Raw genomic sequence first — 24,249 nt, 5'->3', positions numbered from 1 at the left:
TTCCCTTCCCCACGGCGGGCCGCGCCCTTCCGCTTCCGACCGGCACCAGGCGATCCAGGAGACGGCATGGCCCCGCGCACGAACGACGAGGAGACCGGCGGGCGTTCGACCCGCACGGCCGGGTCCGGCACCCCGCCGCCCGGCTCCGAACCCGCACCGCGGCCCGAGTCCGGTGCGTCGGCGGACGAGCGGGCGGGCGTGGCCGGTGCCGAGGAGCGGGTGGCCGCCGTGCGGCGGGCCGGGGCGGCGGGGCGGCGGTGGCGGGCCGCGCGGCTCGCGGGGCCGGCGGCACTGCTGGCGGTCGCGCTGACCGGTGGGGCGATCGCCGTCGGGGCCGTGCGGGAGGGCCGGCCGGTACCGGCGGCGGCCTCCAGTGTCGTCGATCCCGGGGTGCTGGGCGGCGGGAACCTGGACGCGGCCGTCACCGCCCTCCAGGCCCACCTGCGGTCGCAGCCCCGGGACCACGGCGGCTGGGCCACGCTCGGCCTGGCCTATGTCGAGCAGGCGCGGACCAAGGGCGACCCGGCCCGGTACCCGCAGGCCGAGAAGGCCCTGAAGCGGTCCCTGGAGCTGGCCCCCGGCAACGATCAGGCGCTGGCCGGCCGGGCCGCCCTCGCCGCCGCCCGGCACGACTTCGGCGGCGCCCTCGCCTACGCGGACCGGGCGCTGCGGCAGAACCCTTACGGCGAACGCGCCCTGTGCTCCCGTATCGACGCCCTGGTGGAACTCGGCCGGTACGGGGAGGCGTCCCGGGCCGCCGGCATCGCCGACGAACGCCGGCCGGGCGTACCGGTCTTCACCCGGTACGCCTATGTGCGCGAGCTGCGCGGTGACGTGCCGGCGGCCCGTCGGGTCCTTGAGCGGGCACTCGACGCGGCCGCCTCACCCGGCGATGTCGCCTACGTGGCCGCTCAGCTCGGCCAGCTCGCCTGGAACCAAGGCCGGTACGCGTCCGCGCTCGGCTACTACTCCCGGGCCCTGGCCGCCGACGACACCTATCTGCCGGCGCTTGAGGGCCGGGCCCGGGCGCAGGCGGCGAGCGGGCACCGCGACGAGGCGATCCAGGGGCTGCGGTCCGTGGTCGCCCGCTATCCGCTGCCCGGGCCGCTGGTAGCGCTCGGCGAGCTGTACGAGGCCCGCGGCGCGGCCGGCGACACGGCGCGGGCGCGCGAGCAGTACGCGCTCGTGGACGCCTGGACCGCCCTGGCCCGGGCCAACGGTGTCGACGCCGACCTGGACACCGCGCTGGCCGCCGCCGATCACGGCGACAAGGCGTCCGCGCTGCGCGCGGCCCGTGCCGAGTGGACCCGCCGGCACACAGTGCACACCGCGGACGCCCTCGCCTGGGCGCTGCACGTCAACGGCCATGACGAGGAGGCTCTTCCGCTGGCCCGCCGGGCCACGGCCACCGGCTACCGCAACGCCGCCTTCCTCCATCACCGCGGCATGATCGAGCTGGCCACGGGCCACACGGCGGACGGCCGTGCCTCGCTGCGGGCGGCACTGCGGCTGAACCCCGGCTTCTCGCCGCTGGGCGCGGCGCAGGCCCGGAAGGCACTGGAGGCCGCGAAGTGACGCTCCGCCGCCCGGTCGCCCTGGCCGCGGCCGTTCTGACCGCCGCCTGCGGCCTCGCGCTGCTCCCCGCCGCCACGGCGAGCGCACACCCCCTCGGCAATTTCACGGTGAACCGGTACGACGGGCTCGTGGCCGCCCCCGGGCAGCTCCGCGTGGACCATGTGGAGGATCTCGCGGAGATCCCGGCGACCCAGGCCGGGCCCGCCGTCCGGCGGCTGGGCCTGAGCGCGTGGGCCGAGCGGCGGTGCGCCGGGGCCGCCGGGGACAGCGCGCTCACCGTCGCGGGCCGCGCCACCACACTGACCCCCGTGAGCGCCCGGGCCCGGCTGCGGCCCGGTCAGGCGGGTCTGCACACCCTGCGTCTGGAGTGCCGCTTCACCGCGCCGCTCCCCGAGGGCAGGCCGGTCGCCCTCGGCTTCCACGGCGCCGCGGCCGGCGGCGGACCCGGCTGGCGGGAGATCACCGCGCGGGGCGACCGCATGACGCTCACGGCGACGGACGTGCCGAAGCGGTCCGTCTCGCACGAACTGACCACGTATCCCAAGGACCTGCTGTCCTCGCCGGCCGACACCGCCGGCGCCTCCCTGCGGGTGCGCCCCGGTGGACCGGCCCTCGCCGAGGAGCGGCAGGACGCGCCCGGCGCCGCAGTCCTGCCCCGGGGCGCCGACCGCTGGACCCGCGCCCTGGACGATCTGGTGGCCCGGCACGACCTCACCCTCGGCTTCGCCGTGCTGGCGCTGCTCATCGCGGTCGCCCTCGGCGCCCTGCACGCCCTCGCCCCGGGGCACGGCAAGACCCTGATGGCGGCGACGGCGGCCGCGCGCGGGGGCCGGTCCCGGCTGCGGGACGTGCTGCCCCTGGCCGCGTCGGTGACGGTGACGCACACCCTCGGCGTGGTCGCCCTTGGTCTGCTCGTCACCGCCGGGTCGGCGGCCACACCCTCGGTGATCGCCTGGCTGGGCATGGCCGGCGGCGCCCTGGTGCTCGCGGCGGGCGCCGGCCTGGTGCGCCGGGCCTGGCGCGACCGGGCCCGCACGCGTCCGCACGCGCACCCGCACCCGCACCCGCGGGCTCAACAGGGGGCGGGGGAACGCCCGTTGGTCCTGGTGGGCGCGGACGGGGAAACGGTCGACGCGGGCCGCCCGCACCACGGCCATCACCACGACGCACACCAACAGCACGATGGAGACCACCATCACCGTCCTCACGAGGAGCACCACCACTCTCACCACGACGGCGTGGTGCACAGCCACGGCGGCCACACCCACAGCCACCCCACCGCCCCCACCCTGCGCGGCACGATCCTGCTCGGATTCGCCGGCGGTCTGGTGCCCAGCCCCTCCGCCGTGGTCGTGCTGGTCGGCGCCGCGGCGCTCGGCAAGGCCTGGTTCGGGCTGCTGCTCGTCGTGGCGTACGGCGCCGGCCTGGCGCTGACGCTGACGGCGGCCGGGTTCGCGGTGGTCCGGCTGGGCTCGGGCGTCGCCCGGGTGCTGGACCGGCGCCCGCGCTGGACCTCCCACCCCGTGGCCGGACTGGTCCGCCGCACCCTGCCCCTCGCGTCGGCGCTGGTCGTCGTCGCCCTGGGTGCCGGATTGCTGCTCAAGGGGGCCGCATCCGCGGTCGGCTGAGCTACTTTTGTGGAGAAATCACGTCAGATGCCGTGGGGGGCGCCCGTGTCCGAAGAGCCGGGCCGTGAACGTGCGATCGCGAACCGCTACCGTCTGCTGTCCCGCTCGGCGAGGGCGGCATGGGCACCGTGTGGCGCGCCCGCGACGAGGTGCTGCACCGCGAGGTGGCCGTCAAGGAGGTACGGGCCCCGGCGGGACTGCCCGCCTCCGACGTCGAGCGGATGTACGCCCGCCTGGAGCGCGAGGCGTGGGCGGCGGCCCGGGTCGCCAGCCGCAACGTGGTCACGGTGTACGACGTGGCGCTGGAGGGTGGCCGCCCCTGGATCGTGATGGAGCTGGTCCGCGGGCCGTCGCTGGCCGACCGGCTTGAGGGCGAGGGCCCGTTGCCGCCTCGGCGGGCCGCGCTGATCGGCGCCGAGGTGCTGGCCGCGCTGCGCGCCGCGCACGCCGCCGGGGTGCTGCACCGGGACGTGAAGCCGGCCAACGTACTGCTGGCCGAGGACGGCCGGGTGGTGCTGACCGACTTCGGCATCGCCACGGTCGAGGGCAGCTCCGCGCTGACGATGACCGGAGAGGTGATCGGCTCGCCCGAGTTCCTCGCGCCGGAGCGGGCGCTGGGGCGCACCCCGGGCCCGGAGTCGGACCTGTGGTCGCTGGGCGTGCTGCTGTACGCGGCCGTCGAGGGCAGTTCGCCGTTCCGGCAGGACACCCCGCTGAGCACTTTGCGTGCCGTCGTGGACGAGGAGTTGCCGCCGCCACGGCGGGCCGGTCCGCTGGCCCCGGTCGTCGAGGCGCTGCTGCGCAAGGACCCCGCCGAGCGGCCGCCCGCCGAACAGGCCGAGCGGGACCTGCGGACCGTCGCGGCGGGCGGTACGGCGGCGACCGGGGCGGCGGCCTCGCCGTACGCCGCGACGCAGGTGGCCCGGCCGCGCCGGCCCTCCCCCACCCCGCCGATGCCGATACCGGCGGGGCAGCCGGAACCGCGGACCATGTCCGCCGGGCCGGAGCGCGGCCGCCGCGCCCGGCCGGTGCTCGTCGCCGGTCTGCTCGCGGTCCTGCTGGCGGTGGCGGGACTGACGTACGCCCTGCTCGACCTCGGCGACGGCGGCGGCCTGGCGGACGACGGCACGCACACCAGCCGGGCGAGCGGCACGCACTCCGGCGCCACCGGCACCGCCACGGACACGGGCGCCGACACCGGGGCGCCGCCGCCCGCGCCGAGCAGCGGTGCGGCGAGCAGCGGGCCCGCCCAGTCGGTGCACGTCACCCTGGCCGGCGCGCACACGGAGTACACCGGGAGCTGTCCGCCGCCGGACGCGCAGGCGCCCGCGTTCACGGCGACGTTCACCGTCGGGCGGCTGCCGGCGCGGGTGGAGTACCGGTGGGTGCTCGCGCACGGTTCGGTCTCGGACCCGGGGTGGAAGACGCTGACGTTCCCGGCGGACGGCGGGAGAAGCAGGCAGGTGCGGGTGACCGTCACCGCGTACGCCGACGGCGCGGCGGTGGAGAACGAGATCAGCGTGGAGGTGCGCGCTCCGGTGCGGACGACGTCGGACGCGGTGCCGTTCTCAGTGACCTGTACGACTGCGACGGAGACCCCGTCGGACGGGGCCTCCGCTTCACCTTCGGGCTCGCCCTGAGAGTTCACTCCCACGGACCGGCCCTGGAGGAGCCTTGGTTGACGGCCTCACCCGCCCGGCTCAGGCCGCGTTGGTGAGCACCGGCAGGTAGCCGCCGGACTGGCCGGTCGCGGTCGGGTGGTACGACTCGCCGATATCGAGCCAGTTGACGCTGTGCAGCCAGGAGCTGCTGGAGCAGATCTCGTGTCCGGTGAACGTGGTGCGCACGTCACCGAAGACGAAGTTGTGGTCGAGGGCGCGCTTCTGGACGGCGTTGTCGAGGTAGTCGGCCGCGTCGTTGATCGCGGACCGCTTGGTCTCGGAGAGCCCCAGGCAGGTCTGCCCGAGCTTGTAGAAGCGGGGATAGCCGATGACGACGACCCGGGCGGACGGGGCTTTGGCGCTGATCGCGTCGTAGACGGTGTCGAGCTTGCCGGGGAGCGTGGAGTCGACGTAGGCCTTGGCAGTGTTGATCTTGGCCAGGCAGGTGCTGTCGGACGAGGTGACACAGGTCGTCATGACGTCGGCGAAGCCGGCGTCGTTGCCACCGATGGTGATGGAGACCAGGCCGGTCGAGGAGTTGAGCGAGCCGAGCTGATTGGCCAGTACGTCGCCCGTCTTGGCACCCGAGCAGGCGTTGAAGGCGAAGGAGGACGGGCTGTGGGCGGCGTTCCACAGGTACGGGTACGCCTTGGTGCTGCGGTCGCAACTGCCGCTGGAGCTGATGTAACTGCCCGAGCCGACCCCCGAGGAGTAGGAGTCGCCGAGCGCCACATAGCCGCCGGTCACGGCTGTCGAGGAGGCCTGCGCCGTGGCGGCCCCGGTGAGGGAGAGGCCGGTGGCGAGGAGGAGCGAGGTCACGAATCCGGTAAGTCGGGAACGTCTCATGGAACCTCCCTTTAGCAGGATCTCTGCCACAACTGTGGTAGCAACTACGCGTGTTGACTGGAAGTGTCCATGCCAAGAACTTTTTCGACCTCAACGATTTCTCACGACCTCTCGACGCAATCGCCCCAGGAAGTTCACCGCCCGGCGTCTTGCGCACCCGCACCTCCCCATCCGTCCGACGGGGCGTCAGCCGGCCCCGCGGCCACCCGCGGCGCAGGCCTCACGGCCGCTCCGGGAACACGCGCCCGGAGAGGGGTGCCGTCTTGACGGTCCGCGCGGGCTGCGCGACATTGAGGCCGACATCAGGCGCGCCGGGGGGCAAAGTCGCCAATGCAGACCTCAGGTATCAAGACACCTTCACCGGACGGCGGTACGGACGACGCCGAGCGGGCCGGGACAGGGCCGGGGAGGGACCTGTCGCCGCTGCTCGCGGGGGCCGCCACCGCCGTCGGCGCGGCGGGCGCGCTGCTCACGCTGACCGGAAGCGACTCGCCACTGCGCGGCCCGTGCACCCTGTTCCTCCTGCTCGCCGCCCCGGCCGCGGCGGTCGGGTCGGGCCTGCGCGGGCTGGAACCCTACGGCCGCGCGATCGTCGCGCTCGCGGGCGCGGTCGTGCTGAACATGCTGGTGGCGCAGGGCATGCTCGCCATGCACCGCTGGTCGGTCCGCGGCGGCGTCGTCGCGGTGACGTGTCTCAGCCTGCTGGTGTTCCTGTCCGTCCTCGCCGGGAGGACGATCCGGTCGAGGAACCGCGCCAAGGGTGACAATCCGGACTGAAGTCATCTAACGGTCCAAGCAGAAAAACGTGATGACTGCTTGCAGGTCTTGCGTTTCTGCTTCAATCGCCAATATCGTCATACAACTCACCCGCATCGGTCCGTCGGTACACGGTTCAGGGGAGGGCTCGGGGCCGTGACGTTCCGGCGCGGGGCGCGGTAGGGGGGTGCCGTGCTCGGTGACCGCACTTGTGACCGAGTCGTGCCGCGCGACCGGCCGCCGTCCTTTCCGGCGGCCCGGCCCGCATTGCCAGCGCGTCGGCGTGCACGGAGGACCAGTTCGCCGTGCCGAAGACGAGAACCCCCCTTTCGAACCGGAACAGAGCGGGCCGCCCGGGGGCGGGCGGTCCACCGGACGAGAGGGACCACACCCATGAGTTCTGTCCTGCATCCGCCCGGTTCGGACCGGGATCCGTTACTGGCCACCCACTACCGGCCCATCTCCTCGCACCTGGCGATCACTCCGCCGGTGAGCGTGGTGATCCCCGCCATGAACGAGGCGGAGAACCTGCCCTATGTCTTCAAGTCGCTGCCTGGCTGGATACACGAAGTCGTCCTCGTGGACGGCGACTCCACCGACGGCACCGTCGAGGTCGCCCGCTCGCTGTGGCCAGGGGTGAAGGTCGTCGGACAGCGCGGCAAGGGCAAGGGGGACGCCCTGATCAGCGGTTTCGAGGCGTGCAGCGGCGACATCATCGTGATGGTCGACGCGGACGGCTCGGCCGACGGGGGCGAGATCGTCTCGTACGTGTCCGCCCTGGTATCGGGCGCCGACTTCGCCAAGGGCTCGCGCTTCGCCAACGGCGGCGGCACGGACGACATGACCTTCGTCCGCAAGCTCGGCAACTGGGCGCTGTGCACGGTCGTCAACCGCAAGTTCGGCGCCCGCTACACCGATCTCTGCTACGGATACAACGCCTTCTGGCGGCACTGCCTGGACAAGATCGAACTCGACTGCACCGGTTTCGAGGTCGAGACCCTGATGAACATCAGAGTGGTCAAGGCGGGCCTGAGAGTGCAGGAGATCCCCAGCCACGAGTACCTGCGCATCCACGGCACGAGCAATCTGCGGGCCGTGCGGGACGGGCTCCGGGTGCTGCGGGTCATCCTCGGGGAGCGGTCCAACCGGCGTGCCCTGCGCCGGCGCGGTCACCGCTCCCCACTGCTCGGCGCCGGGCGGGGAGCGGCGTCTTGAGAGGTCCCGGCATCTCCGTCGTGATCTGCGTCTACACCGAGGACCGCTGGGAGGACATCCTCGCGGCGGTCTCCTCGGTACGTGCCCAGTCGTACCGGGCCCTGGAGACCCTGCTGGTCGTCGACCACAACGCGGCCCTGCTGGAGAGGCTGGCGCGCGAGTACCAGGGGGCGGCCGACGTGCCGGTGCTGCCCAACGCCGGTCCGCGCGGGCTGTCGGCCGGGCGCAACACCGGCATCGCCGCCTCCCGGGGCGAGGTCGTCGCCTTCCTGGACGACGACGCCGTGGCCGAGCGGGACTGGCTGCGCCGCTTCGCCGAGGCATACGCCGACCCGCGTGTGATGGCGGTCGGCGGACGCACGGTGCCCGTCTGGGCCTCGGGCCGGCGCCCGGCCTGGTTCCCGGAGGAGTTCGACTGGGTGGTGGGCTGCACCTACCGGGGGCTGCCGCCGGGCCGGGTCCGGGTCCGCAACGTCCTGGGCGGCAACGCCTCCTTCCGGCGCAGCGCGTTCGAGGCGGCGGGCGGCTTCGCCACCGGCATCGGCCGGGACGGCGACCGCCGCCCGCTGGGCTGCGAGGAGACGGAACTGTGCATCCGTCTCACCCGGGCCCGCCCAGACGCCGTGCTGCTGATCGACGACCGGGCGGTGATCCACCACCGGGTGCCCGCGGCGCGCGAGCGCTTCGCCTATTTCCGCGCCCGCGCCTGGGCGGAGGGCCTGTCGAAGGCACTGGTGGCCCGGAGCGTCGGCGCGGGCGAGGGCCTCGCGTCCGAGCGCCGGTACGCCACCCGGGTGCTGCCCGCGGGCGTCGCCCGCGGACTGCGGGACGCGCTGCTCGCCAGGCCGGGCGGCGCCGGGCGCGCGGGCGCGATCGTCGCGGGCGTGCTCACGGCGGCCGGCGGCTACGCGGTGGGCAGCGCGCGGGCGCGCCGGGGCCCGGCCGCGTACCGGGTGGTACGGATCGAGGGGGACGCCCATGTCTGAGGAACCGGTGCCGATCCTCATGTACCACGCGGTGGCCACCGCGCCGAACGAGGCCACCCGGGTCCTGTCCGTCGCCCCGGAGGCGTTCGCCGAGCAGATGGCGCTGATCGGCGACCTCGGCCTGACCCCGCTCACCACCGCCGGCCTCGCGGCGTGCTGGCGTGCCGGCCGGACGCTGCCCACCCGGCCGGTGCTGATCACCTTCGACGACGGCTACGAGGGGGTCCACCGGCACGCCCTGCCCGTGCTCGCCGAGCACGGCTTCCCGGCCACGCTGTTCGTCTCCACCGGCTGGCTCAGGGGCGCCCACGACACCGGCGGCGGCCCGGACACCATGCTCGACTGGCCGCAGGTGCGCGAACTCGCCGACGCCGGCTTCGAGATCGGCGGGCACAGCCACACCCACCCGCAGCTCGACCAGCTCGACGACCGCGCGCTGGCGTCGGAGCTGACCCGTGGCACCGAGATCCTCACCGGCGAACTGGGCGTCCGGCCGGTGTCGTTCGCCTACCCGTACGGCTACTCCAGCCGCCGGGTCCGCCGGGCGGTGCGCGAGGCGGGGTACGGCCAGGCGCTCGCCGTCGGCAACGGTCTCGCCCGGCGCCGCCAGGGGCCGTACGCCCTGGAGCGCGTCACCGTCCGGCGCGGCACGGGCGTCGAGGAGTTCGAGCGGCTGCTGAGGGGCCGCGCGATCGCCCGCGCCTTCGCCGGGGACCGCGCCCTCACCAAGGGGTACGCCCTCGTCCGCAGAGCACGCCAGGTAAGCCGGAAGGCCATCCGTTCCCGTGTCTGACACGACCACCACCACCGGGGCCGCGACGCCGGGGACCGAGGCGCCCGGACGGGCCGGGCGCCGGCTGCGGCTGCCCGGGACCGGGCGGCCGCCGGGCGGCAGCCCGCTGTTCCGCAACGCCTACGCGCTGATGCTCAACACCGGCATCTCCGCCGTCCTGGGGCTGGGCTTCTGGCTGGCCGCGGCGCGCCACTACTCCGAGTCGGCGGTCGGGCAGGGCTCCGCCGCCATCGCCGCGATGAAGCTGCTCGCCGGGCTGACCGCGGTCACCCTGACCGGGGCGCTGGCCCGGTTCATCCCCGTCGCCGGCCGGCACACCGGCCGGCTCGTCCTCCGTACGTACGCGGGCAGTTCGCTGGTCGTCGCGCTGGCGGCGGGTGTCTTCCTGCTGACGCCGGACGTGTGGGGGCCCTCGTACCGCTTCCTGCACGGGCCGGTGAACGGTGTCGGTTTCGTCGCGGCCGTCGTGGCCTGGAACGTGCTCACCCTCCAGGACGGGGTGCTGACCGGGCTGCGCAGCGCGCCCTGGGTGCCGGTGGGCAACACCGCCTTCTCGGTGGTGAAACTGGGGCTGCTCGTCGCGTTCGCCGCGGCCGTCCCCACCACCGGGGTGTTCGTGTCGTGGGTCGCGGCGATCGCCACCTCGGTGGTGCCGCTGGGCTGGCTGGTGTTCCGGAGGCTGGTGCCCCGGCACGCCGGGGCGACCGGGGACGGTGCGAGGCCGCCGACGCTGCGGGAGATCGGGCGGTTCCTCGCCGGGGACTGCACCGGCTCGCTGTTCTCGCTCGCCGTGGTCTACCTGGTCCCGGTGATCATCGCCGCGCAGGTCAGCTCCGAGGACAACGCGTACTTCTACATCACCACCACCATCGGCGGCACGACCAACCTGCTCGCCGTCAACATGGGCGCCTCCCTGACCGTGGAGGGCTCGCACGACCCGGGGCGGCTCGCCGCCGACGCCCGGGCCGCGCTGCGGCGGATGGTCCGGATCATGCTGCCGGTCTCGGCCGTGCTGTTCGTGGGCGCGCCGTGGATCCTGGGCATCTTCGGCGCCGGCTACGCGCAGGCGGCGACCCCGCTGCTGCGCTGGTTCGCGGCGGGCGCGGTGCTGCGGGTGGTCATGGAGACGTACTTCGCGGTCCTGCGCGCGCGGAGCCGCACCGCCGGACTCGCCTGGCTGCAGGGCCTGCTGTGCGCGCTCGTGCTCGGCCTGACGCTGCTGCTCCTGCCCCGGATGGGGCTGACCGGCGCGGGCGTCGCCGAGATCTCCAGCCTCGCGGTGATCGTGGCGATCGCGGCGCCGAGGCTGTGGCGGACGATCCGGTCCGCGCCGTCCGCCGCCCCCCGGACGGCGGCCCCGGACGGCGACCTCGCCGACCTGGGGGCACACGGCGCCCCGGCCGGTCTCCCCGGGAGCCGGCGCGGCCCGGCCTGGGCGCACGACGACGCCGCCCTCGGCCCGGACGCCCAGGCCGGCCTGGACCACGTCGAACGCCGGCCGGACGTCGGTCCGCGTCCCGGCGCCCTGCCCGCCGGCACGCCGGCACCGCCGCCGACGCCCGCCGAGGCGACGGAGCGACCGGAACCGGGCGCCGAGGCCTCGATCGGCCCGGCGGAGGCCGCCCTGTCGCCCCAGACGCAGGTGGACGCCCCGTTCGAGGCGGGGGTATCCGCCCGAGCCGTGTCGGACGACCCGGTTCCGGAGGAGCCACCCCCGCCCGCACCGCGCGAAGGACCGCCGCCCACCCGCACCGGCGTCGTCCTCGGCTGTCTGCTGGGCGCCGCGCTCCTGCTGTACTGGGTGCCCGCACTGCGGCTCGGCGAGGCCGATCTGGACCGGATGGGCGGGCTCGGGCTGGTCACCGTGCTGCCGCTGCCGACGCTGGTGGGCGCCGCGCTGCTGGTCACGGTGTTCGCCTCGTTGCTCTGGCTGCGCCGCGAGCACCGGGCCCTGCTGCTCGTCACCCTGCTGGCGACCGTGGTCTCCTTGCACGCGCTGCCCGCGGTGCTGGAGAGCGAGCCGCGGTTCCCGACGGCCTGGCAGCACCTGGGGTTCATCGACTACGTCGACCGCACCGGGACCGCCGTACCGGACCTGGACGCCCGCTGGAGCTGGCCGGGCTTCTTCGCGGCGGCCGCCTTCGTGGCCCGGGCGTGCGGGGCCGGCGACCTCACCGGGATCATCCGCTGGTGGCCCACGGCGATCCAGCTCGCCTACCTGGCACCGCTGTTCCTGCTCACGCGGTCGCTGCGGGCCGGCTGGCGGGCCAGGTGGACCGGCGTGTGGATCTTCGTACTGAGCGGCTGGGTCGGCCAGGACTACTTCTCCCCGCAGGGGTTCACGTATCTGCTGTACCTCGTCTTCGTGGCGGTCCTGCTGGTCTGGTTCCGCGCCCCGCACGTCATCTGGACCCGGTTCCGCCCGGGCGAGGCCGAGGTGGAACCCACCGGACGGCGGCAGCGGGCGGTGCTGCTGCTGGTGCTGATCGGCCTGTACGCGGCGAGCGTGCCCGCGCACCAGCTCACGCCGTTCGTGATGCTCGGGGTGCTCACGGCCCTGGTGCTGTGCGGCCGGTGCGAGCTGCGCGGGCTGCCGCTGCTGTGCGCGGTGCTGGTCGCGGTCTGGGTCGGCTTCATGGCCGAGCCGTACTGGTCCGGTCACTTCGACGACCTGTTCGGCGGGGTGGGCGGGGTCGGCGGCAATGTCTCGACCTCCGTCTCCGGGCGGATCGAGGGCGGGAGTTCGACGCACAAGCTGGTGCTGTACACCAGGGTCCTGCTGGCCGGCTCGGTGCTGGCCCTCGCCTGCTGGGGCTGGTGGCGGCGCCGCTTCCACCGGTACCGGGAGCGCTCGCTGCCGGTCCTCGCCCTCGTACCGTTCCTCGGCTTCGGCATGCAGTCGTACGGCGGTGAGATGGCGCTGCGCGTGTTCATGTTCGCGCTGCCCGGCGCCGCCCTGCTCGGCGCCCTCGCCCTCTTCCCGCGCACCGGCGTCACCCGGCAGGAGCGCGAGAGGGACCGGGTGAGCCTCGCGCCGCTGGCCGCGCTGCTGGCCGGGCTGCTGCTGATGGGCGGCTTCCTGGTGGCCCGGTGGGGCAACGAACCGTTCGAGCGGACCCGGCCCGGCGAGGTCGCGGCGATGGACTGGGTGTACGCCCACGACGAGCCGACGGTGCGGCTGCTGTGGCTGAGCCAGGACCCCGTCGACGACGTGACCCCGGCGCTGCCGTGGGGCGCCCGGGACATGGAGCGGGTCGACTACCTGCCGACGCGGGCGCCGGTGGACCCGGTGCTGGTGTCGGGCCTGGTCAAGGCGCTGGAGGACGCGGGCCCCAACTCGTACCTGATGGTCAACGAGAGCCAGGTCGGGTATCTGCGGCTGGACGCGGGCTATCCGGCGGCCTGGGAGTCCCGGCTGCTGCGGAACCTGGACGCCCGGCCGGAGCTGGCGAGGGTCCTGGTGAACGAGGACGTCACGGTGTACGCGGTGCGCGGACGGGCGGCGGGCGCGGTGCCCGAGCCGGACCCCGGGCCGATCGGGCCGCGGATCACCTGGACGCCCTGGTCGGTGGTCGGCGCGGTGGCCGCCGTCGCGCTGGTGCTGCTGCTCGGTGTGCGGGAGGTGGTCCGGGTCGCGGCGCGGCCGAGTGTGCGCCGGCTGCGGTGGCTGCAGGGCGCCTTCTGGTTCGCGCTGCCCCTGCTCGCGGCGGTGCTGGCCTCGCTGGTCCAGCGGTTCCTGACGATGAAGTGACGGGCGGGGCGGGGTGGTTCAGCGGGTCAGCCACCTCACCTCGTAGGCGCGCAGGGCGAACCTCCTGCCGTCGACCCGCGCGCTGATCGGCCGGTTCAGGGTGTTCACCACCAGGACGGTCCCGGCACTGGCGAGCACCCGCACGCCGGGGACGTCGTCCGGGGCGACGGACACGGTCTCGAACCGGGTGCCCGGCGGGAACGCCCGACGGAACCTGGACAGCAGTCCGTACATGGGCAGTTCCCGCCCGCCGCCGGCGCCGCTGGTCGGCGTCCACAGGCAGCCGGGGCAGCCGGCGCCCTTCTCGTCCTCGGGGTTCCAGTAGAAGCCGGAGTCGGCGCCACCCCTGGCCATGGCGATCATCCCGGTGGCGTGGACGGCGAGGCGGTGGGCCTCGGACCAGCCGGTGCGCCCGCCGTCGCCGTCGGCGGGCTCGACGTAGTACTCCGCCCACCACAGGGGCAGGTCGTGGGTCTGCCGGCGCACCCACTCGCTCACGGCGGTGAGCTTGTCGGTGGCCGCGAACTCGTCGGGCAGCGGTGCGCCGTCGTTGGTGTAGCTGGAGCCGTCCACGACCACGAAGTCGGCGCCCGCCCGATGGGTGTTCCAGTAGCCGAAGGCGTCGAGGACCCGCCGGTCCATGGCGCCCCAGGGGCCCCGGAAGCGGGCCGAGGCGTTCTCCGCCCGCGGGTCGAGACTGTCCATGACGAGGTACGGGCCGCCGACCATGATGTCCTCGTCGACCTTCTTCAGGGCCTTGAAGACGAGGTTGTACATCCTCGTGTAGCCCTCGTAGTCCCAGCGGCGCCCGCCGTCGTTCCAGAAGCCCTTGAACTCGTTCCAGACGATGAAGTGCCGTACGTCGGGATAGCGCCGGGCGACGGTCGCGGCGAGGTCGGCGAAGTCCCGGTAGTGCTCCGGGGTGGGCGCGGTCTCCAGGGCGGCCCGGCTCCAGTCGGTGTTGCCGGCGCCGGCCCTGCCGCCCTTCATCCAGTCCGGCGCGCAGCACAGCGTGATGACGGGGGTGCCGCCGGAGTCGCGGATGAAGCCGACCCGGCGGTCCATCGCGCCGAAGTCGTAATGCCCCTTCACCGGCTCGGGGTTGTCGGCGCCCCAGCCCATCAGAGCCTGGACCTGCGGCAGCCCGCGGTCCCCGGCCAGCCGCGCGGCGACCCGCCCGGTGGCGGTGGCGCTGCCCTCGTCGGCGCTGTACTGGGTGTGGGTGAAGCCCCACCCCACGGCGGACTCCGGGCGCCCGCGCGCCGTGGTGGGCGTGCCGTGCGCCCGGTCACCGTCGCGCGAGGTGCCCGCGCCGCCCCCGTTCAGCGTGCCGAGCAGGGTCACCAGCAGGGCCAGCACGGCCGCCGACACACCGAGCAGGGCGGTGAGCCGCCACCGCCCCGCGGACCACTCATGACGTCCCATCAAGGACCACAGTAACCGCGGGATCCGGGGTGGCGGCAGGTATGGGGAACACCCGGACAAGGGGCGGAAATGCCGTGCGCCGAGGGCATCGGTGCCGGATCATGGCGGCATGTCTGCGAACCCACACGACGCTCTGCCGATCCGGCTCCACGTCGACGACTCCGACTCGCCGTCCGACGTCGTCGACGCGCTGTTCCTCGGCCGCTTCGCGACGGGCGAGCAGCCGTACTCCCACGCGGTGAACATCGACCGCGTGCGCTCCGGCGCGACCCTGCTGCCGGACGGTGCCCGGGTGCTGCGGGCCGCCCGCGACGACGACCGCAGCGCCACCCTGGCCGAGGGCGACGGCTGGACACTGCTGGTCTCGCGCTGGAACCGGGGCGCGGACGTCACGGTGACCGCGACCAGCGCCGAGTTGGCGAAGACGGTCCTGGACCGGGCGACGGACGGCGCGGCCGACGAGCCGGAGCCGCAGCCGGAGAACGTGGCGATGGGCTTCTGGTACGTCTCCCCGCGCCGCGGCCCGCACCGCACCACCCGGCAGATCTCGGCGGGCACCTGGGACGAGGTCCGGCCCAACTACACCGCGCCCGTCGCGGACGCGATGGACCGCCTGATGAAGACGACCCCGGAGGACATCGCCGGCCGCCTGCTCCTGCTGCACGGGCCGCCCGGTACCGGCAAGACCTCCGCGCTGCGCACACTCGCCCGTTCCTGGCGCGAATGGTGCCAGGTGGACTGCGTGCTCGACCCGGAGCGGCTCTTCTCCGACGTCGGCTACCTGATGGACATCGCGATCGGCGAGGAGGACGCGGCGGGCAAGGGCCGCTGGCGGCTGCTCCTGCTGGAGGACTGCGACGAGCTGATCCGGGGCGAGGCCCGGCACACCGCGGGCCAGGCCCTGTCCCGGCTGCTCAACCTCACCGACGGCCTGCTCGGCCAGGGCCGCAACGTCCTGGTCGGCGTCACCACCAACGAGGACCTGGAGCGGCTGCACCCGGCCGTGGTGCGGCCCGGCCGCTGTCTGGCCCGCATCGAGGTGGGCCCGCTGACCCGCGCCGAGGCGGTCGGCTGGCTCGGCACCGAGGAGGGCGTCGGCCGGGAGGGCGCCACCCTGGCCGAGCTGTACGCGCTGCGCCGGGGCACGGCGCCGACGTCGGTGCCGGGGGCGCGGGAGGGGGCGGACGCGGGGCTGTACCTGTAGCCGGCGGACCCGTGCCCGGCGGACCTGTGGGCAGCGGTTCCGGGTGCTTTCATGGCCGTATGACCGTGTTCGTCGGCACCTCGGGATGGCAGTACAAGGACTGGCGGGACGTCGTCTACCCGGCGGGGGTTCCGGCGCGGCTGTGGCTGGAGGAGTACACGCGCCGGTTCCTGACCGTGGAGATCAACAACGCCTTCTACCGGCTGCCCTCGTACGACAACTTCGCCTCCTGGCGGGTGCGGGTGCCGCCGGACTTCGTGGTCGCGGTCAAGGCCAGCCGCTATCTGACGCACATCAAGCGCCTGAAGGAGCCCGAGGAGCCGGTGCACCGGCTGATGACCCACGCGGCGGGCCTGGGCGACCGGCTGGGCCCGGTCCTCCTCCAGCTCCCACCGACCCTGCGCGGGGACCCGTCCCTGCTGGACGCCTGCCTGGCCTGCTTCCCGCCGGGCGCACGGGTCGCCGTCGAGCCGCGGCACGACTCCTGGTGGACGGCCGAGGTGCGCGAGGTGCTGTCGTCCCGGGGCGCCGCCCTGTGCTGGGCGGACGTCCTGGCCCGCCCGGTCACCCCGCTGTGGCGCACCACCGGCTGGGGCTACGTCCGCTTCCACCAGGGGCGCGCGCAGCCGTGGCCGCGCTACGGCAGGCGGTCCCTGGAGACCTGGGTGGACCGGATCGCGACGACCTGGTCCGAGGGGGAGGACGTGTACGCGTACTTCAACAACGATCCCGGGGGCGCGGCGGTCCGGGACGCGGTGACGTTCGCGGGGGCGGCGCGCCGGGCGGGCCTGGCGGTGACCCGGACACCGGAACCGGCGCGGCTCCCATGACCTCAGTCCCCGTAGGCCGCCCGCAGGGCGTCCCGTACGGCGGCCAGGGCGTCCTCCTCCCCCAGCCCGAGCCGGTGCGCCCGCTCCGCGTAGGCCTGGGCGGCCGACGCGGCCTCGCGCACCGCGGCCGGGCCGGCGGCCGCCACGACCGTGCCGTTGCGGCCGCGCGTCTCGATCACCCCGTCGCTCTCCAGCGCCCGGTACGCCTTGGCCACCGTGTTCACCGCGAGCCCCAGCGACTCGGCCAGCCCGCGCACGGTGGGCAGCCGGTAGCCCACCGGCAGGGCCCCGGACCGTGCCTGCTCGGAGATCTGCGCCCGTACCTGCTCGTACGGCGGCGCGCTGTCATCGATGTGGATCTTCAGGCTCACAGGGCCGATTGTCCCGCACCCGGCGGAAAATGGGAGGCACCCCCGGGGGCCCGGCCCGTACGGTGCCTCCCCATGACAGTGATCGTGCGCGATCTGCGCCTCGACGTCCCGGCCGACACAGAAGGCTACGCCCGGGTCCGCCATCTCGCCCTGCCGTACATCCTGTTCACCCCGGAATCGGTCCGCCACCTCGTCACCCACAGCCATCCCGACGCCCGCTTCCGCTCGCTGGTCGCCGTCGAGGACGGCGAGGTGATCGGCGCCGCCGGGGTGTCCCTGGCGCACGACAGCCCGGAGCCGGGCCAGGGCTTCCTCAACGTCTACGTCCGCCCGGACCGGACCGGCCGGGGGGCCGGCCGGCTGCTGGTCCGCGCGGCCGAGGAGCACCTCGACGCCGTCGGCGCGACCAAGTTCTACACCTGGGTCCTCGACGAGCCCGCCAACCGTGCCTTCGCCGAGCGGAACGGCTACACCATGGGGCGCCCGGCCCACTTCCTCCGCCTGGACCTGGCGAACAGCACCCTCCCGCCGATCCCGGAGACCCCGCCGGGCGTCGAGCTGCGCACGGCCGCGGACTTCGCGGACGACCCGCGCCCGCTGTTCGAGCTGGACGCGGCGACGGTGACCGACGAACCGGGCATGGTGCCCATCGAGTTCACGGACTACGACGCCTGGCTCGAGCAGAACTGGCGGCATCCGCTGCTGAACCACGAGCTGACCACCGCCGCGGTCGTCGACGGCCGGCCGGTCGCCTTCACCGTGGCCTACACCGACGGCGGCACCCGCTACACCACCTCGATGACCGGCACCCTGCGCGCCCACCGCGGTCGTGGCCTGGCCAAACTGGCCAAGATCCACTCGCTGCACCGGGCCCGCGCCGCCGGCATCACCGAGGCCTTCACGGGCAACGACGCCGGCAACGACCCGATGATCGCGATCAACAAGTGGCTCGGGTACGCGATCTGCGCGTCGGAGGTGCGCTATGTCCGCACCGCCGGCTGAGCCGACCGGCCGGGTGGAGGTCGTCCTGGTCAAGGGCGGCCGTACGAAGATCCGTTATCCGGCGGAGCTGCTGCGCGAGGACGGCGTCCGCGTCTCGGTACGGGCCTCGTGGGCGGGCGAGGGCGTGCGCGACTTCGGGTTCGTGCGCTTCGAGCCGGGTGACGTGTTCACCGAGCACTACTGGCTGGACCGGTGGTACTCGGTGAAGGAGGTCCGGGCCGGGGACGGCACCCTGAAGGGCTGGTACTGCGACATCACCCGGCCGGCCACCCGGTCCGGCACCGAACTGGTCGTCGAGGACCTCGACCTGGACCTGTGGCGCTCGGCCGACGGCCGGGACGTACGGCGGCTGGACGAGGACGAGTTCGCCGAGAGCGGGCTGGCGGAGCGGGACCCGGGCGCCGCGTCCGCCGCCGTGGCGGCGCTGGACGAACTGGAGAGGCTGGCCCGCGAGGGCGGCTTCGACGACCTGCTGGCCTGAGACCGCCGGGCCCCGCAGGCCCCGGCCCCGCCCGCCGCTACACGGTGGCCAGCACCGCGTACCGCTCGTCGTCCACGGCCCTGCCCCACAGCGCCGGGTCGCCGGACAACCGCTCCACCCGGGTGCGGAGGGCGACCGGCTCCAGCAGGGACACGAGCCGGGCGGCGGGTATGCCCACCGGGCCGAGGGTCCCCCAGACGCCCTCGACCAGCACGAACCGGCCGCCGGGCCGCAGCAGGGTGCGCCAGTGGCGCAGGACGCGCGCGGGGTCGGGCAGCGTCCACAGCACGTGCCGGACCAGGACCACGTCGTAGCTCCGCCCGCCCACCGGCGGTGACGCGGCGTTTCCCCGGAGGACCGCCGCGTCGTGCCCGGCGAGCTTGGCGCGGGCCAGTTCGACCATGGCCGGGGAACTGTCCACCCCGGTCACCCGGTGTCCCTGCTCGGCGGCGAGGAGCGACAGGCTGCCGGTGCCGCAGCCGAGGTCGAGGACGTCGGCGGGGTCTGCGGGCAGCCAGTCGCGCAGCCGGTCCGCCCAGGCGGCACGCACCTCGGGGGCGCGCAGGCCGTGGTCCGGCTCCTCGTCGAAGGCAGCGGCCTGCGCGTCCCAGTCCACCTCGGCGTCCGGCGCGGCCCGCTGGTCACTCTCGTTCGTCATGTACGGGAGAGTGACATCCGCCACTGACAATCCGGCATCGATGAGCAAGTCTCCCCAAAAGGTCTACCTCCGTGGCAACGCGGAACCCGGTAGGCACTGTGAGGAGGCAGCCATGCGCCGTGTGACCGTGCAGAAGCCGCTGAGGAGGACGGACAGCCGCCGGCTCCGCGAAGAGGCGGAGGAGCGCCCGGCGAGCCGTCCCGAGGTGCGAAGGGACATCGCACGCACCTGGTGGCCCGACGGTTAGACGGCCCGCCGTCCCCGGGCGAGCGGACTGTCACGGGCTCAGAACCTGGGGTCGGAGAACTGGACCTGGACCAGTTCGGCGGCCTCCTCCTCCGTCTCGACGGAGGGCGGGGAGCCGGCCAGCGGTTCGTTGGCCGTCTCCTTCATGCACAGGACGGCGACGACGCCCACGGCGGCGGCGGCCGTGGCGTAGTAGGCCGGCATGAGGTTGGTGCCGAAGGCACTGATCAGTGCGGTGATCACCAGCGGAGTCGTGCCGCCGAAGAGCGAGGTCGAGAGGTTGTAGGCGACCGCGAGGGAGCCGTAGCGGACGTGGGTGGGGAAGATCGCCGGGAGCGCCGCCGACATCGTGCCGAGCATCGCCACCAGGGAGAGGCCCATCAGGACCAGGCCCAGGGTGATGAGGACCACTCCCCCCTGCCGGACGAGCAGGAAGGACGGCACGGACAGGAAGAGGAATCCGAGCATGCCCGTCATCAGCAGCGGCTTGCGTCCGAAGCGGTCCGAGAGCCGTCCGACCTGGTTGATGACGCACATCTGCAGCACCATCACCACCAGCAGGATCAGCAGCCCGTGGTTGGTTCGGTAGCCGAGTTCGTCGGACAGGTACGTCGGCATGTACGACAGCAGCATGTAGTCGGTGATGTTGTACGCCGCGACGAGCGCGAGGCACAGCAGCAGCGGGCGCCAGTGGCGGGTGAAGATCTTGCCGAGGTCTCCGGCGGCCGAGGTCTCCACCGCGTCGGCGGCCTCGCTCGCCTTGACCTGGCCGCCCTCCAGCTTCTGGAAGGCCGGGGTCTCGTCGAGCCTGAGCCGCAGGTACAGGCCGATGAGGCCGAGCGGGGCCGCGGCCAGGAACGGGATGCGCCAGCCCCAGTGCAGCATCTGGTCGTCGCTGAGGAGGCCGCTGAGGACGACGACGAGGCCGGAGGCTCCGATGTACCCGGCGAGCGTGCCGAACTCCAGGAAGCTGCCGAAGTAGCCGCGCCGCTTGTCGGGCGCGTATTCGGCGATGAAGGTCGACGCGCCTCCGTACTCTCCGCCGGTGGAGAACCCCTGCACCAGCCGGAACAGGATCAGCAGCGCCGGCGCCCAGAGACCGATGGCGGCGTGCGAGGGGATGAGGCCGATGGCGAAGGTCCCCACCGCCATCATGATCATGGTTGCGGCGAGGACGCGCTTGCGGCCGAGCCTGTCGCCGAGCGGTCCGAAGACCATGCCGCCGAGCGGGCGCACGAGGAAGGCGACCGCGAAGGTCGCGAACGAGCTGAGCAGCTGGGCGGTACCGCTCGCGGAGGGGAAGAAGACCTCGCCGATGGTCGAGGCGAGATAGCTGTAGATCCCGAAGTCGTACCACTCCATCGCGTTGCCGAGGGCGGCGGCCTTGGTGGCGCGCTTGACCGCTGCCTCGTCGGTCACGGTGATGTCGCTGCGGCGGAGCTTCGGGTTGCGTCGTCGCTCGATCGCGCGGAACAGCGCCCGGTGACGCCTGACCGCAGCGTGGTCCACAGACTCGTCGTGGCCGGTCGCCGCCATGAAACAGGTTCCTTTCGCCGTCGTACCACCTCCGCCTGTACCGATGTCACGCGCTCAAACGGCCCACTTCGCCCCGCGTTCGCCCGATCGCCCCGAGTCACGGCCGTCGCGGCGCCCCCGTGGTTGCCTGAGCCCAGCCTCAGCCCTCCCTTAACGCCACCATAAGGATCTCCCGGAACCGCTCCCAGCAGGCGATTTCACGGCTCCCCGGGGCTAGCTTCGACACCCCACGGGATCCGACCCGCCCCCAGAGGACCGTTCCAAGGAGTTCCCCCATGCCCGCACGCCGCAAGGCCGCCGCAGTCACCGTCGCCGCCCTTGGCGCGGCCGCGTTCGCCGCGGTGCCCGCGTCCGCGCACGGCTCGATGGGCGACCCGGTCAGCCGGGTCGCGCAGTGCTACGCCGAGGGCCCGGAGAGCCCGGGGTCGGCGGCATGCCGGGCGGCCGTCGCGGCGGGCGGCACCCAGGCGCTCTACGACTGGAACGGCATCCGGATGGGTGACGCCGCCGGGCGCCACCGGGAGCTGATTCCCGACGGCAGGCTGTGCAGCGCCGGGAACGACGAGTTCAAGGGGCTGGACCTGGCCCGCTCCGACTGGCCGGCGACGAGCGTGCGCAGCGGGGCGTACACCTTCAAGTACCGGGTGACCGCCCCGCACAAGGGCACCTTCAAGGTGTACGCGACCAGGTCCGGTTACGACCCGTCGAAGCCGCTCGCCTGGTCCGATCTGGACCTGGAGCACCCGGTCGCGACGGCCACCGACCCGGTTCCCTCGGGCGGTTTCTACACGTTCACCGGCACCCTTCCCGAGCGCACCGGCAGGCAGCTCCTGTACGCGGTCTGGCAGCGCTCGGACAGCCCGGAGGCCTTCTACTCCTGCTCCGACGTGGACTTCGGCGGCAGCGGTGGCACCGGTACCTCCGGGGACGACACCCCCGGCAGCGGCTCCGCCGGCAACGGCTCCACCCCGGCGCCGAACGCCTCCGCGCCGTCCGACGAGCAGATCGAGGCGGGCTCCGGCAGGTCGACGATCGAGCACCACGGGCACGGGGACGACGACGCGAGCACGTCCGCGCGGCCCACCGCGGCGGTGGCGGGGGCGGGCCGGCCGAAGGCCGCCGGTACCGCGCGGAACCTGGCCGAGACGGGCGCCTCCACCGGCACCTCGTACGTCGCGATCGGCGGGGCGGCGGCACTGGCACTCGGCTCGGCGGCGCTGTTCCTCTCGGTCCGGCGGCGCGCGGCGGGCGGCCGGCCGGGCCGCTGAGCCCGGCGGAACTCCGGGGCCTGTCCGGCGGCTCAGGCCGGACGGGCCCCGGTGACACGTCAGCTGAAGACCGACGCGCAGGTGGTGGCGGAGGCGTGGGCCGGGTCGAGGGCGTTGACCACCTCATGGAAGGCGATCCGGTCGAACAGGGCGATCGCCACGTGCTCGGACAGGTCGACCGGGCACAGGTCCTGGAGCAGGACGTTACGGACGTCCGGGCCGTTCAGGTACTGGTTGCGCCAGGGGGTGGCCACCTCGTCGTACTTGGTGGCGATGACGGTGTAGTGCACTCCGGGGACGGTGTCGCCGCCCGCGTTGAGCTTGGCGAGGAAGGCGGAGCCGGCGACCTGGTCGGCGAGGCCGGGGGTGGTGGCCTTGATCAGGTTCGCGGCGCCCGGGAAGTAGGGCAGCAGGTTGGTCAGTCCGCCGAGGTCGGTGCCGTGGTTGTCGGGGGCGAGGCCGACGAGGGCGTTCACCTTGGCGGCGCCGCCGAGGAACCTCAGGTAGTAGCGGGGCATCATGCCGCCCTGGGAGTGGCCGACGAGGTCGGCCTTGGCGGCGCCGGTGGCGCTGAGCACCTTGTCGACGTAGGCGGCGAGCTGCTCGGCCGACTTGTCGATGGGGCCTAGGCCGTGGAAGAGGGGGACGCCGGGCAACTGGCCGTAGTCGAGGGAGAAGACGCAGTACCCGCGGTGCTTCAGGTACGGGGCGAGGGAGAGCCAGTTGTCGACGGAGTTGCCCAGGGTGCCGTGGACCAGGACGACCGGGCGGGGATGGGCGGCGGAGGGCTTGCAGGAGTAGTCGTTCCAGCCCGAGCTGGGGGCGGTGTCGGCGTGCGCGGCGGCGGCGGGGACGACGGCGACGGCGGCGGTGAGGAGCAGCGCGGTGAGGGGTCTGAGCACTCGCTTCCAGGGCAGCATCGTGTGATCTCCTTGCGGCTCAAGGGAGGTGCGGCGGGGCGACCTGTCCCTGTGATCCGGATCACGAGGATGCTGTTCACTCGTCAAGTTACGGGCGAGTAGTGCAGCTGTGAAGTTACGCGTCAGTAAAAACTTCCAGTGATAACCACGGCTCCGCCCCCGCGTTGACGGACCGTCACCAGGCAGGCCGTACAGGGCCGTGGGGCGCGATCCTCAGCAGACGCTCGCGCAGCGCGGCGATCTCCCCCTCGCCCAGCAGCCCGGCCCATGCCCCCACCACCTCGGCGGCCGCCGCCTCCGCGGCCCGCGTGCACTCCCGGCCGCGCCCGGTGAGCACGACGAGCCGGGCCCGCGCGTCCGCGGGGTGCGGGCGCCGCTCGGCGTACCCCTTGCGCACGATCTCCTCCACGAGCTGGCTGGCGGCCTGCTTGGTCACCCCGAGATGCGTGGCGAGGTCGGTGACGGTGGCACCGTCCGGCGCGAGCCGCGCGAAGGCGAAGCCGTGGGCGGGCCGGAGATCCGTGAAGCCGCGGGCCACGACCCCGTCGTGGATGCGCTGGGTGAGGTCGCCCGCCACGGCGAGCAGGGCGGCGGACAGGGCCATGGCGTCGGAGTTCTGCACGGGGGCATTGAAACACCCTTGACGAACAGGTCAAGCAGCTTGACCATATAGTCAAGCCACTTGACCACTTGGACGGAGACCACCATGCCCGTAGTCCGCTCGGCCGAGGCCGTGACCCATGAGATCCACGGCGCCCGCTTCGTCTCGTACGCCACCCCGCTCACCGGGAGCAGGGAGCTGTGCGCGTGGCGGGGCGAGATCCCCGCCGGGACCAGGGCACCGGCCCACACCGTCGACCGGGAGGAGATCCTCCACCTGCTCGTCGGCGAACTGCTGATCACCCTCGACGGCGAGACCGAGCGCGTGCGCGCCGGTGACACGGTGATCGTCGGTGCCGGCGCGACCCTGACCGTGGAGAACCCCACCGACCACACCGCGATCTCCTGGGTCACCACCTCGGTGGGCCTCACGGCCAGGCTGGCCGACGGCACGCTCATCACCCCGCCGTGGGCCAACTGAGCCGGTGACGCCGGGG

21 protein-coding genes and 1 pseudogene are annotated in these 24,249 nt (G+C 73.8%); 15 read left to right on the top strand and 7 right to left on the bottom strand.

Annotated features, from left to right (window positions below):
• Positions 1-66: 66 nt before the first annotated feature.
• The 3 genes and pseudogenes from ACZ6B1_RS20485 to ACZ6B1_RS20475 all read left to right on the top strand — a co-directional run bounded on the left by ACZ6B1_RS20485 (position 67) and on the right by ACZ6B1_RS20475 (position 4,843).
• Positions 67-1,575, top strand: a complete 1,509-nt coding sequence (locus ACZ6B1_RS20485) for a tetratricopeptide repeat protein (RefSeq protein WP_468780274.1) — start codon at positions 67-69, stop codon at positions 1,573-1,575.
• Positions 1,572-3,203 carry an urease accessory protein UreH domain-containing protein gene (locus tag ACZ6B1_RS20480; protein ID WP_468780272.1) on the top strand — a complete coding sequence of 544 codons (1,632 nt, stop codon included), beginning with the start codon at positions 1,572-1,574 and terminating at the stop codon, positions 3,201-3,203. Before ACZ6B1_RS20485 ends, ACZ6B1_RS20480 begins: the two co-directional genes overlap by 4 nt.
• 27 nt (positions 3,204-3,230) lie before the next feature.
• A pseudogene (locus ACZ6B1_RS20475) lies at positions 3,231-4,843 on the top strand (serine/threonine-protein kinase).
• Positions 4,844-4,903: 60 nt separating this feature from the next.
• Here the strand turns inward: ACZ6B1_RS20475 and ACZ6B1_RS20470 are convergent.
• Positions 4,904-5,710, bottom strand: coding sequence for an SGNH/GDSL hydrolase family protein (locus ACZ6B1_RS20470; RefSeq protein ID WP_351671049.1), 807 nt, complete (start codon positions 5,708-5,710; stop codon positions 4,904-4,906).
• A 330-nt stretch (positions 5,711-6,040) separates the two neighbouring features.
• On the opposite strand from ACZ6B1_RS20470, the gene ACZ6B1_RS20465 reads away from it, so the two are divergent.
• From ACZ6B1_RS20465 to ACZ6B1_RS20445, 5 genes are all read left to right on the top strand, one after another.
• The gene (locus ACZ6B1_RS20465; RefSeq protein WP_468780270.1) at positions 6,041-6,487 is read left to right on the top strand and encodes a hypothetical protein; all 447 of its coding nucleotides are present in this window, start codon (positions 6,041-6,043) and stop codon (positions 6,485-6,487) included.
• 372 nt (positions 6,488-6,859) lie between these two features.
• Positions 6,860-7,681, top strand: coding sequence for a glycosyltransferase family 2 protein (locus ACZ6B1_RS20460; RefSeq protein WP_468780268.1), 822 nt, complete (start codon positions 6,860-6,862; stop codon positions 7,679-7,681).
• On the top strand, positions 7,678-8,667 hold the full coding sequence (locus ACZ6B1_RS20455; RefSeq protein ID WP_468780266.1) for a glycosyltransferase family 2 protein: 990 nt from the start codon (positions 7,678-7,680) through the stop codon (positions 8,665-8,667). Before ACZ6B1_RS20460 ends, ACZ6B1_RS20455 begins: the two co-directional genes overlap by 4 nt.
• Positions 8,660-9,460, top strand: coding sequence for a polysaccharide deacetylase family protein (locus ACZ6B1_RS20450; protein WP_468780264.1), 801 nt, complete (start codon positions 8,660-8,662; stop codon positions 9,458-9,460). Before ACZ6B1_RS20455 ends, ACZ6B1_RS20450 begins: the two co-directional genes overlap by 8 nt.
• A complete protein-coding gene (locus tag ACZ6B1_RS20445) occupies positions 9,453-13,211 on the top strand; it encodes a lipopolysaccharide biosynthesis protein (protein ID WP_468780262.1) in 3,759 nt (1,252 codons plus the stop codon). Before ACZ6B1_RS20450 ends, ACZ6B1_RS20445 begins: the two co-directional genes overlap by 8 nt.
• A gap of 18 nt (positions 13,212-13,229) precedes the next feature.
• On the opposite strand, the gene ACZ6B1_RS20440 is transcribed toward ACZ6B1_RS20445, so the two are convergent.
• Positions 13,230-14,636: a GH39 family glycosyl hydrolase gene (locus ACZ6B1_RS20440; RefSeq protein WP_468780260.1), complete on the bottom strand. Its 1,407-nt coding sequence runs from the start codon at positions 14,634-14,636 to the stop codon at positions 13,230-13,232.
• Positions 14,637-14,745: 109 nt separating this feature from the next.
• Between ACZ6B1_RS20440 and ACZ6B1_RS20435 the strand changes: the two genes are divergently transcribed.
• Both ACZ6B1_RS20435 and ACZ6B1_RS20430 read left to right on the top strand, forming a co-directional pair.
• On the top strand, positions 14,746-15,840 hold the full coding sequence (locus ACZ6B1_RS20435) for a DUF5925 domain-containing protein (RefSeq protein ID WP_468780258.1): 1,095 nt from the start codon (positions 14,746-14,748) through the stop codon (positions 15,838-15,840).
• 59 nt (positions 15,841-15,899) lie between these two features.
• Complete coding sequence (locus ACZ6B1_RS20430; protein ID WP_468780256.1) at positions 15,900-16,670, top strand: DUF72 domain-containing protein; 771 nt, start codon at positions 15,900-15,902, stop codon at positions 16,668-16,670.
• A 2-nt stretch (positions 16,671-16,672) separates the two neighbouring features.
• Here ACZ6B1_RS20430 and ACZ6B1_RS20425 read toward each other — a convergent pair whose 3' ends face one another.
• A complete protein-coding gene (locus ACZ6B1_RS20425; protein WP_468780254.1) occupies positions 16,673-17,041 on the bottom strand; it encodes a GntR family transcriptional regulator in 369 nt (122 codons plus the stop codon).
• 72 nt (positions 17,042-17,113) lie between these two features.
• On the opposite strand from ACZ6B1_RS20425, the gene ACZ6B1_RS20420 reads away from it, so the two are divergent.
• Positions 17,114-18,043, top strand: coding sequence for a GNAT family N-acetyltransferase (locus ACZ6B1_RS20420; RefSeq protein WP_468780252.1), 930 nt, complete (start codon positions 17,114-17,116; stop codon positions 18,041-18,043).
• Complete coding sequence (locus ACZ6B1_RS20415; protein ID WP_468780250.1) at positions 18,024-18,524, top strand: ribonuclease FAU-1 family protein; 501 nt, start codon at positions 18,024-18,026, stop codon at positions 18,522-18,524. Before ACZ6B1_RS20420 ends, ACZ6B1_RS20415 begins: the two co-directional genes overlap by 20 nt.
• Positions 18,525-18,561: 37 nt before the next feature.
• Here ACZ6B1_RS20415 and ACZ6B1_RS20410 read toward each other — a convergent pair whose 3' ends face one another.
• Positions 18,562-19,182: a class I SAM-dependent methyltransferase gene (locus ACZ6B1_RS20410; protein WP_468780248.1), complete on the bottom strand. Its 621-nt coding sequence runs from the start codon at positions 19,180-19,182 to the stop codon at positions 18,562-18,564.
• A gap of 112 nt (positions 19,183-19,294) precedes the next feature.
• Here ACZ6B1_RS20410 and ACZ6B1_RS20405 point away from each other — a divergent pair, with 112 nt between their 5' ends.
• Positions 19,295-19,429, top strand: a complete 135-nt coding sequence (locus tag ACZ6B1_RS20405) for a hypothetical protein (RefSeq protein ID WP_468780246.1) — start codon at positions 19,295-19,297, stop codon at positions 19,427-19,429.
• Positions 19,430-19,467: 38 nt separating this feature from the next.
• On the opposite strand, the gene proP is transcribed toward ACZ6B1_RS20405, so the two are convergent.
• Complete coding sequence (gene proP / locus ACZ6B1_RS20400) at positions 19,468-20,964, bottom strand: glycine betaine/L-proline transporter ProP (RefSeq protein ID WP_468780244.1); 1,497 nt, start codon at positions 20,962-20,964, stop codon at positions 19,468-19,470.
• 275 nt (positions 20,965-21,239) lie between these two features.
• On the opposite strand from proP, the gene ACZ6B1_RS20395 reads away from it, so the two are divergent.
• On the top strand, positions 21,240-22,232 hold the full coding sequence (locus tag ACZ6B1_RS20395; protein WP_468780242.1) for a lytic polysaccharide monooxygenase auxiliary activity family 9 protein: 993 nt from the start codon (positions 21,240-21,242) through the stop codon (positions 22,230-22,232).
• 59 nt (positions 22,233-22,291) lie between these two features.
• On the opposite strand, the gene ACZ6B1_RS20390 is transcribed toward ACZ6B1_RS20395, so the two are convergent.
• Both ACZ6B1_RS20390 and ACZ6B1_RS20385 read right to left on the bottom strand, forming a co-directional pair.
• Positions 22,292-23,152: a lipase family alpha/beta hydrolase gene (locus ACZ6B1_RS20390; protein ID WP_468780240.1), complete on the bottom strand. Its 861-nt coding sequence runs from the start codon at positions 23,150-23,152 to the stop codon at positions 22,292-22,294.
• Between the two features lie 175 nt (positions 23,153-23,327).
• The gene (locus tag ACZ6B1_RS20385; RefSeq protein WP_468780238.1) at positions 23,328-23,774 is read right to left on the bottom strand and encodes a MarR family winged helix-turn-helix transcriptional regulator; all 447 of its coding nucleotides are present in this window, start codon (positions 23,772-23,774) and stop codon (positions 23,328-23,330) included.
• A gap of 84 nt (positions 23,775-23,858) precedes the next feature.
• On the opposite strand from ACZ6B1_RS20385, the gene ACZ6B1_RS20380 reads away from it, so the two are divergent.
• Positions 23,859-24,233: a cupin domain-containing protein gene (locus ACZ6B1_RS20380; protein ID WP_468780880.1), complete on the top strand. Its 375-nt coding sequence runs from the start codon at positions 23,859-23,861 to the stop codon at positions 24,231-24,233.
• The last annotated feature ends 16 nt before the right edge of the window (positions 24,234-24,249 follow it).

The sequence above is a fragment of the Streptomyces sp. NPDC041129 genome (genome assembly GCF_055592265.1).
The sequence above is the reverse complement of the archived record's forward strand: the minus strand, read 5'-3'. Positions and strand labels throughout refer to the sequence as shown.

Excerpts from the sequence above, each read along its gene's own strand:
- ACZ6B1_RS20440 (WP_468780260.1), bottom strand. The coding sequence starts at position 14,636 with ATGGGACGTCATGAGTGGTCCGCGGGGCGGTGGCGGCTCACCGCCCTG.
- ACZ6B1_RS20465 (WP_468780270.1), top strand. The coding sequence starts at position 6,041 with ATGCAGACCTCAGGTATCAAGACACCTTCACCGGACGGCGGTACGGAC.
- ACZ6B1_RS20405 (WP_468780246.1), top strand. The coding sequence starts at position 19,295 with ATGCGCCGTGTGACCGTGCAGAAGCCGCTGAGGAGGACGGACAGCCGC.
- ACZ6B1_RS20450 (WP_468780264.1), top strand. The coding sequence starts at position 8,660 with ATGTCTGAGGAACCGGTGCCGATCCTCATGTACCACGCGGTGGCCACC.
- ACZ6B1_RS20420 (WP_468780252.1), top strand. The coding sequence starts at position 17,114 with ATGACAGTGATCGTGCGCGATCTGCGCCTCGACGTCCCGGCCGACACA.
- ACZ6B1_RS20380 (WP_468780880.1), top strand. The coding sequence starts at position 23,859 with ATGCCCGTAGTCCGCTCGGCCGAGGCCGTGACCCATGAGATCCACGGC.
- ACZ6B1_RS20430 (WP_468780256.1), top strand. The coding sequence starts at position 15,900 with ATGACCGTGTTCGTCGGCACCTCGGGATGGCAGTACAAGGACTGGCGG.
- ACZ6B1_RS20390 (WP_468780240.1), bottom strand. The coding sequence starts at position 23,152 with ATGCTGCCCTGGAAGCGAGTGCTCAGACCCCTCACCGCGCTGCTCCTC.
- ACZ6B1_RS20460 (WP_468780268.1), top strand. The coding sequence starts at position 6,860 with ATGAGTTCTGTCCTGCATCCGCCCGGTTCGGACCGGGATCCGTTACTG.
- ACZ6B1_RS20410 (WP_468780248.1), bottom strand. The coding sequence starts at position 19,182 with ATGACGAACGAGAGTGACCAGCGGGCCGCGCCGGACGCCGAGGTGGAC.
- ACZ6B1_RS20485 (WP_468780274.1), top strand. The coding sequence starts at position 67 with ATGGCCCCGCGCACGAACGACGAGGAGACCGGCGGGCGTTCGACCCGC.
- ACZ6B1_RS20415 (WP_468780250.1), top strand. The coding sequence starts at position 18,024 with ATGTCCGCACCGCCGGCTGAGCCGACCGGCCGGGTGGAGGTCGTCCTG.
- ACZ6B1_RS20435 (WP_468780258.1), top strand. The coding sequence starts at position 14,746 with ATGTCTGCGAACCCACACGACGCTCTGCCGATCCGGCTCCACGTCGAC.
- proP (WP_468780244.1), bottom strand. The coding sequence starts at position 20,964 with ATGGCGGCGACCGGCCACGACGAGTCTGTGGACCACGCTGCGGTCAGG.
- ACZ6B1_RS20395 (WP_468780242.1), top strand. The coding sequence starts at position 21,240 with ATGCCCGCACGCCGCAAGGCCGCCGCAGTCACCGTCGCCGCCCTTGGC.
- ACZ6B1_RS20470 (WP_351671049.1), bottom strand. The coding sequence starts at position 5,710 with ATGAGACGTTCCCGACTTACCGGATTCGTGACCTCGCTCCTCCTCGCC.